Here is a 2,059-nt window from a genome sequence, read left to right on the forward strand (position 1 = left end):
TTACTGTTAACAGCTTTGAGCTGCTCACCGTAATACTTTGGTGGGTCAAGCTGGAATCGAACCAGCGACCCCCGCCTTATCAAGACGGTGCTCTAACCGACTGAGCTACTGACCCGTTCTAGCTGTTTACTTCTTCTGATAAGTTTAACAACCGATAAGCGTGGACGCTTCCGCTTTGATATACATGGTCTCTTAAAGGAGGTGATCCAGCCGCACCTTCCGATACGGCTACCTTGTTACGACTTCACCCCAGTCATGAATCCTACCGTGGTGACCGTCCCCCTTGCGGTTAGACTAGCCACTTCTGGTAAAACCCACTCCCATGGTGTGACGGGCGGTGTGTACAAGACCCGGGAACGTATTCACCGCGACATGCTGATCCGCGATTACTAGCGATTCCGACTTCATGCAGGCGAGTTGCAGCCTGCAATCCGGACTACGATTAGGTTTATGAGATTAGCTCCGCCTCGCGGCTTGGCAACCCTCTGTCCTAACCATTGTATGACGTGTGAAGCCCTACCCATAAGGGCCATGAGGACTTGACGTCATCCCCACCTTCCTCCGGTTTATCACCGGCAGTCTCATTAGAGTGCCCTTTCGTAGCAACTAATGACAAGGGTTGCGCTCGTTGCGGGACTTAACCCAACATCTCACGACACGAGCTGACGACAGCCATGCAGCACCTGTGTTTCGGTTCTCTTGCGAGCACTGCTCTATCTCTAAAGCATTCCGAACATGTCAAGGGTAGGTAAGGTTTTTCGCGTTGCATCGAATTAATCCACATCATCCACCGCTTGTGCGGGTCCCCGTCAATTCCTTTGAGTTTTAATCTTGCGACCGTACTCCCCAGGCGGTCAACTTCACGCGTTAGCTTCGCTACTAAGCTCCGAAGAACCCAACAGCTAGTTGACATCGTTTAGGGCGTGGACTACCAGGGTATCTAATCCTGTTTGCTCCCCACGCTTTCGTGCATGAGCGTCAGTATTATCCCAGGGGGCTGCCTTCGCCATCGGTATTCCTCCACATCTCTACGCATTTCACTGCTACACGTGGAATTCTACCCCCCTCTGACATACTCTAGCCCGGTAGTTAAAAATGCCATTCCAAGGTTGAGCCCTGGGATTTCACATCTTTCTTTCCGAACCGCCTGCGCACGCTTTACGCCCAGTAATTCCGATTAACGCTCGCACCCTACGTATTACCGCGGCTGCTGGCACGTAGTTAGCCGGTGCTTATTCTTTAGGTACCGTCAGCATCCGGTGGTATTAACACCAGACTTTTCTTCCCTAACAAAAGTGCTTTACAACCCGAAGGCCTTCATCGCACACGCGAGATGGCTGGATCAGGGTTTCCCCCATTGTCCAAAATTCCCCACTGCTGCCTCCCGTAGGAGTCTGGGCCGTGTCTCAGTCCCAGTGTGGCTGGTCGTCCTCTCAAACCAGCTACGGATCGTCGCCTTGGTAGGCCTTTACCCCACCAACTAGCTAATCCGATATCGGCCGCTCCAATAGTGAAAGGTCCTTGCGGATCCCCTCCTTTCCCCCTCAGGGCGTATGCGGTATTAGCTACGCTTTCGCGTAGTTATCCCCCGCTACTGGGCACGTTCCGATACATTACTCACCCGTTCGCCACTCGCCATCAAGAGAGCAAGCTCTCTTATGCTGCCGTTCGACTTGCATGTGTAAGGCATCCCGCTAGCGTTCAATCTGAGCCAGGATCAAACTCTTCAGTTCAATTCCTGTTTAAATTTACGATAAATACTTATCGTCGCTGCTTCACTCAAAAGAAATAACGTTCTGTTTATACAAAACCTTACTTCTTCATGTATGTAAGTGTAAGCACTTAAAATATCTACTTAACCTTCTGCTCCGTGATAGAGCAGGTACATCGCATTCCAAGCGCCCACACTTATCGGCTGTTAGTTGTTAAAGAACATCCCGAATTAAATCATCACTTAATCCGTCTAACGATATTGCTCGTTAGCAGCAAAGAACGTAATTATGAACTATCTAACTACATCCTGTCAAGCACTTTTTAAAAATATTTTTTATTTTTAAAA

The 2,059-nt window shown here is 49.6% G+C and carries 1 tRNA gene and 1 rRNA gene; both read right to left on the bottom strand.

The features are described 5' to 3' along the window. Window positions 1-38 precede the first annotated feature (38 nt). Window positions 39-115, bottom strand: a tRNA-Ile gene (locus tag HKX40_RS10500). Between the two features lie 79 nt (window positions 116-194). Beyond that, a 16S ribosomal RNA gene (locus HKX40_RS10505) occupies window positions 195-1,733 on the bottom strand. Window positions 1,734-2,059: the final 326 nt, after the last annotated feature.

Source organism: Pelistega europaea (assembly GCF_013133775.1).
GTDB lineage: Bacteria > Pseudomonadota > Gammaproteobacteria > Burkholderiales > Burkholderiaceae_B > Taylorella > Taylorella europaea.